At 59.2% G+C, this 5465-nt stretch carries 5 protein-coding genes, 1 tRNA gene and 1 rRNA gene; 3 read left to right on the forward strand and 4 right to left on the reverse strand.

The genetic code is table 11. The annotated features are described in order from the left end of the window. Positions 1 to 25: 25 nt before the first annotated feature. Together rrf and ACE4YL_RS08230 are read left to right on the forward strand one after the other, a co-directional pair. Positions 26 to 141, forward strand: a 5S ribosomal RNA gene (gene rrf, locus ACE4YL_RS08225). Between the two features lie 56 nt (positions 142 to 197). Further along, positions 198 to 272, forward strand: a tRNA-Asn gene (locus ACE4YL_RS08230). A gap of 73 nt (positions 273 to 345) precedes the next feature. Here ACE4YL_RS08230 and ACE4YL_RS08235 read toward each other — a convergent pair. The 4 genes from ACE4YL_RS08235 to ytvI form a co-directional block, all read right to left on the reverse strand. Beyond that, positions 346 to 1449, reverse strand: a complete 1104-nt coding sequence (locus ACE4YL_RS08235; RefSeq protein ID WP_461358973.1) for an endonuclease/exonuclease/phosphatase family protein — start codon at positions 1447 to 1449, stop codon at positions 346 to 348. An 89-nt stretch (positions 1450 to 1538) separates the two neighbouring features. Continuing rightward, a complete protein-coding gene (gene spoIIP / locus ACE4YL_RS08240; protein WP_461365221.1) occupies positions 1539 to 2630 on the reverse strand; it encodes a stage II sporulation protein P in 1092 nt (363 codons plus the stop codon). Next, a complete protein-coding gene (locus ACE4YL_RS08245) occupies positions 2623 to 3300 on the reverse strand; it encodes a DUF1614 domain-containing protein (protein WP_461358975.1) in 678 nt (225 codons plus the stop codon). Before ACE4YL_RS08245 ends, spoIIP begins: the two co-directional genes overlap by 8 nt. Before the next feature lie 35 nt (positions 3301 to 3335). Continuing rightward, positions 3336 to 4406: a sporulation integral membrane protein YtvI gene (gene ytvI / locus ACE4YL_RS08250; RefSeq protein WP_461365222.1), complete on the reverse strand. Its 1071-nt coding sequence runs from the start codon at positions 4404 to 4406 to the stop codon at positions 3336 to 3338. A 140-nt stretch (positions 4407 to 4546) separates the two neighbouring features. Between ytvI and ACE4YL_RS08255 the strand changes: the two genes are divergently transcribed. Continuing rightward, on the forward strand, positions 4547 to 5320 hold the full coding sequence (locus tag ACE4YL_RS08255; protein WP_461366844.1) for a cell wall hydrolase: 774 nt from the start codon (positions 4547 to 4549) through the stop codon (positions 5318 to 5320). Positions 5321 to 5465 lie beyond the last annotated feature (145 nt).

Raw genomic sequence — 5465 nt, forward strand, 5'->3', positions numbered from 1 at the left:
TGTTGTGCAGTTTTGAAGGTATTTTCCTGGTGGCGATAGCGAAGGGGCCACACCTGTTCCCATTCCGAACACAGCAGTTAAGCCCTTCAGCGGCGATGGTACTGCCACATCTCGTGGTGGGAGAGTAGCTCGTTGCCAGGAACTATTTTACTCCTATGCGGTGCTGCTGGATATCCCGGTGTCGCATTGGAGGTCGCTCCTCGGTAGCTCAATGGCAGAGCATTCGGCTGTTAACCGAAGGGTTGCTGGTTCGAGTCCAGCCCGAGGAGCCATTTTTTTATGTAGAAAGCGAAAGGGCTCTTGGGAGGTTGATCCTCTCAGAGCCCTTTTTGTCTTTACCTGCGCCTACTCTTGCCCTTGGTTTTCTTCTGCTTCTTGAGCCGGTGTGTCGTCCTGCAGCCTAAACCTAAGCGTTACCGGATTATGATCGCTGAACTCAAAGCCCAGATCGTGTCCCTGCACCTCCAGAATCTCGATGTTGGGCGAGACCAAAAAGCCGTCGATGGTACAGGTGAAGGTACGCAGCGGGTCATAGGGTGCTTCCAGGGTGCGCACAGACGGAACTTCCTGGTCATAGGCCCACGCAAAACCGGCTAAGAAATCCTCAGGCAGAAGCTGCAGCCACGGGGGCCAGCTGGCCGAATGGCGGGCCCGCACTTCTTGGGGATTCACGGCCAAGAGGTGGTTCCAGTCTCCGCCCAACAGGACGTAGTTGCCCTTGGCCAGTTCAGCCCGGGCATAGGACTCCACAAAGGCCAGCTGCTGGCTGCGGAGCTCACCGCCGCCATCAAAGGCTTCCAGATGCACATGGGCAATAACCAACTCCCGCCCGTTAGTTACCGGAATTCTGGTCTCCAGCAGGCAGCGCTTGAGGTGGGCCAGGCGCACCGGCCAGGAGGCGGTGCTGGGAAGCGCATATCTAGTGGCTTCATGCACCGTGTAGCGGGAAAGGGTCTGCAGCCCAGAAAGCACTCTACCCATGGGCTGGGTCAGGGGCACCGGAACCCACCCCACTTGATAGTTCACGGCGTAGCTGGAAACGTAATCTGGCAGCGCTTTGGCGATGTTTTCCCTCTGGTTGATCCCGAAGCTTCTGGTGCTCTTTTCATCCACTTCCTGCAGGAGGTAAAAATCGGAATCTAGAGACTGCAGCACCTGGATGATCTTGTTGAGGTTCTGCTCCACACGGCCCTTGCTCAGGCCCCGGGACATGGTACCGCCGTCCATGAAAAAGTCCACATCGCGCTCTAGGGCTGCATAGCCGATGTTGAAGGTGGTAATAGTCAGTTCCGATGCTGCATCTATGGGGCGGTTCTGCTGTTGGAGGATCTGCACGGGCATGGCCTCGGCCGGTTTGTACTCGGTGATGCTTAAATAGAGGATCAATCCGCCGCAGAGGAGCACTGTGAGGACCAGGAGGGACACAACCGCTCTGAGCAAGAACTTCACTGCCTTCACTCCGTTCAGGTTTTGCCTGCTAATTTCTCCCCGCAGGGGAGGTTTTCCTGCGCCCTGGGGGGAGAATCATAGGCAGGCTCTCAGCGGCGGTTGCGCAGGCGCAGCGCCCCCTTCAGGCGCTCCAGGGCCGGGGCAAACCCCCCGGCGTTGACTACATAGAAGACCGCTACACCTGCGGAAACGAAGAGGCCCAGGCCCAGGGCACTGCGCCTGGCGGCCCCCGCCTGGCTGCGGCTCGCTGCCTCGGCGCTGGGGCCGTAGAAATAATGGTCCACCACTTCCGCGAAGAGTGAGATGCCCCGCTCCGCGGCGGGCCTGCTGTTGGTATGGGCCCCCACTTCCAAGAGCAGGCTGAGGGGACTCAGGTCTTGGTTGTAGTTGCCCCGGCCGTAAAAGATGCCCTTGACCAAACCGGGGTAGAGGTCGTCAGCCACCTTCTTCAGGGACTCCGCGTACTTGCGATTAACCCCCAGGTTTTGGTTCTGCCGCCCCACTACAAACTGGATGCTGGTCATCCACTGATCCTTGAGCTGGATGGCGTAAGCGCTGCTGGGGGCAGCGTCGCGGTGTACGTCAAAGATGGCATCCGGTTCCTGGGAGATCAGTTCCAGCACCGTCTCCCGGGAGCGGCGGTAGGCGCCCCGATCGTGGGGTAGGTGGAGCTTTTCGGAATAATGGACGGTGACGCCCCGCTCCTTAAGGGCCTCGGCGAAGGTGGCTCCCACTTGGTGGATGCCGCCCTTGCCGTAGATGCTGTCTGTTCCATCGGTGGGCACGTAGCTCTCCGCATTGTGGGTGTGGTAGAGGGCGATGGTTCCCCGCGGACCCCCTTCATCGGCGGCCTCCACTGCCGTCAAGCCCAGTTCCCGCCGGAGCTGAGACCAGGGGGTAACCTCCAGCTCCACCTCGGCCACGAGCTTGGCGCGGGCGGTTTTGGCCGCATCATCCACTTCCACTACTTCGTAAAGGCGGTTATCTTGAGTGAGGTACTGGTCTTCCAGGTAGATGCGCCTGCCTGTCTCCAAAAGAACCCGGCCGCCTGGATCCAGGAGGGTGTAATACTCGCCGGTGGGGAGAAACTCGTCCCAGAGGTCGCCTTCCTGGGCCAAGGCAGAACCGGCCAGACACAAGAGGCAGAAAAGCAAGGGGAAAGCTGCCAGGCGCCTAACCATTTTGTCCGCCCCCTAAGTGCAGGGCCTCCCGCACTTCGCCGATCACTTCCGTGATGATCACCGCCAGGAAAGCGCTCAGGACCATGCTGGAAAAGAGGCCGCCGCTGCCCAAGGTGAGCTGCTCTTCAACTCCCTGGAGCAGAAGCTGGATCACGCTGGCCAGATCCACCAGAAGAACCCCAAGCAGGCCCGCGATGAAGGCGCTGCGCCGGGACCTCCCCCAAAAGGTGGCGGTAAGTCCGGCAAAAATACCGCCGCTGAACACAGGGTCCAGAAGGCCCGGCTGGAGGGGTAGGAGCTTATCGGTGAGGAGGATCAAGCCGGCGGTGACCAGGGTCACCCCCGCGGCCCTGCCCCGCTCTGGACCGGAGGTAGTCAGCAGCAGGTAAACACCTACCCCCAGGGGAATCAAGCCCCCCAGGTTCACGGCAGCACGGGAAGTTAAGGAGATGGTGGGCAGGAAATGACCGCCGATCATGAGTAGGAGGATGATGAGGGCTTCCCCGTCCGTCAGACGCATGCGGTCCAGCACCCGCTGGCCAAAACCGAGGAAGAAAAAGACGGTGAGGAACGTAAGCAGAGCGACACTAAAGGGCAGGGTGACCATGGCTGCACTCCTTGTCCGCAGATTGCCCGCGGCTGGTCCGCGGACACCACCTTTAGTGTACAAAAAGAAAGCCCCTTTTATGTAAGGGGCTGGGGAGACTACTTGTCTGCATAGGGCGGGAACTTGAACAGGCCCGCCACGGTTGTGGCCCGGATGATAATGGCCAAGACGGGGCCGAGCACCAATCCCACCACGCCGAAGAAGACCACTCCGCCGTAGATGGCCAGGAGCATGATCAGCGGGTGCAGACCCACCGAATCTCCTAAGATCTTCGGTTCCGCGAAGTTCCTGGTGGCGAAGATGATGAAGTACAGGATGGTGAGGTAAACTGCCCGGTCGATATCGCCTGAAATCACGCTCATGGCTACCCAGGGCGTGAAGACGATTCCGGGACCGACGACGGGAACTTGATCGATGATGCCGATGAGGATGGCCAGAAGTACCCAGTAACGCGTGCCGATCAGAAACAGGCCCACCGCGGTGATTACCGTGGAGATGATGAACATGAGGAAGCGGCCTTTGATATAACCGAAGAGGTCCACGCTCAGCGTTCTGCGGAACTCCAGGGCCTTGTCCCTGGAGCCGGGGGGCACGAAGTGCATGAAAGTATCGATGATCAGCTCTTTATCCCGGGAGAAGAAGTAGGTGGCCACCAGGGTGATGATGCTCACCAGCAAAAAGGAAGGCAGGCCCGAAAAGGCGCCCAAGACCCGGTTGATAAGGTCCCTAGTGCTGTCCTCCAAGGTGACCAGAAAGTCCTGGACGCTGGTTTGGATGTTCACGCTCACAATGGGCGGCAGGCTTTCATTGAGGGTCTGGAGATGGCCCAAGAGGTCTTCGGTCATTTCGGTGATGGTTTCGCGGTAGACGGGGAGCAGCGAGGCTAAGTCGATGAGCTGCCCCACCAGCTGGCCGACGATGAGGACAATCCCATACCAGGCCAGCCCGCCCACGGCCACCAAGGTGGCCAAAACGGCCAGGGAGCGGGGAAAGCGCAGGCGCCTTTCTAGAAAACCGATAACCGGCTCAAGAATAACGGCAAAGCTCACGGCAATGAGGAAGGGCAAAAGGACTGTGCCCAGCTGCCTGGAGAAAAAGATCAAGAACAGGGCTGCAAGCAAAACGACTACGACTCGCTTGGGCGTCAGCAGCTCGCGCAGAAAACTCATCCGCCTACCTCCTCCGCACCTCTAGTATATTACGTCCCCCGAAGCTTGGCAACACGGCTTTGCAGACCTGGATATTTGACAGGCTGTCCCCGGCTGGCTATAATTGAAATACTCACCCTATGTAGAAAGAGGTTCCAGACGTGCTCAGTAGACTGCCTGATCCACAGCAGAATATGGTGCGTTTTGCCTGGGCGGCCGCGGCGGTTGTCCTGGTGTTCTCCTTTTCTGCCGTCGGAGAGCCCCTGGGCTTGATCCGGCAGTCCACACCTCCACAGGCGCCTGCCCTGGAGGTTCCCGGAGAAGTGGAAGAGCCAGGCGACCCTCCTGCGGATGGCTTAGCACAAGATCCGCAGCCGGTTTCTCCTGAGGGGCAGTTCAGCGCCTTGACTGTGCACACGGTGGAAGCGGGGGACAGCCTCTATTGGATCGCCCTCACCTATGGGCTCAGCATTGCGGAACTGAAGGAGCTGAACAACCTCAAGTCCGATGTGCTGCGGGTAGGCCAGCGCCTTTTGGTGCCCGTGGATCAAGTTAAGCATTACCCGGTGGGGGTGCGCTTGACCAACCAGGAAGTGGAATGGCTGGCGCAGATGATCTACGCCGAAGCCCGGGGTGAACCCTATTTGGGCCAGGTGGCGGTGGGAGCTGTGATCATCAACCGCATGCTCAGCCCCCAGTTTCCCAACACCCTGCGGGGCGTGTTGTTTCAGACCAATGCCTTCCAGCCCATCCAAAACGGGAGTTTTTACATGACGCCCAATGAAACAGCCCGCAGGGCAGCCCTGGAGGCGCTCAACGGGCATGATCCCACGGGGGGAGCGCTGTTCTTCTTCAACCCCCGCAGAAGTTCCGATCGGTTCATGCACAGCCGGCCTGTGAAGGTGACCATCGGCAACCACCGGTTTACCATGTAAGCGAAGGGGGCGTTGCAGAACTACTCGATTGAGTAGGAGCAACGCTCCTTTTTGTGTCTCTTGGCCTGAAAATGCGCCCAGAGTTGGACAGATCTTGAGATGGCAGACACATACGAGTGTTTTTGGGCGCGCGAAAAAGACTCCC

The sequence above is a fragment of the Candidatus Darwinibacter acetoxidans genome, from assembly GCF_041936445.1.
Classification (GTDB): Bacteria; Bacillota; Limnochordia; order Darwinibacteriales; family Darwinibacteriaceae; genus DTU010.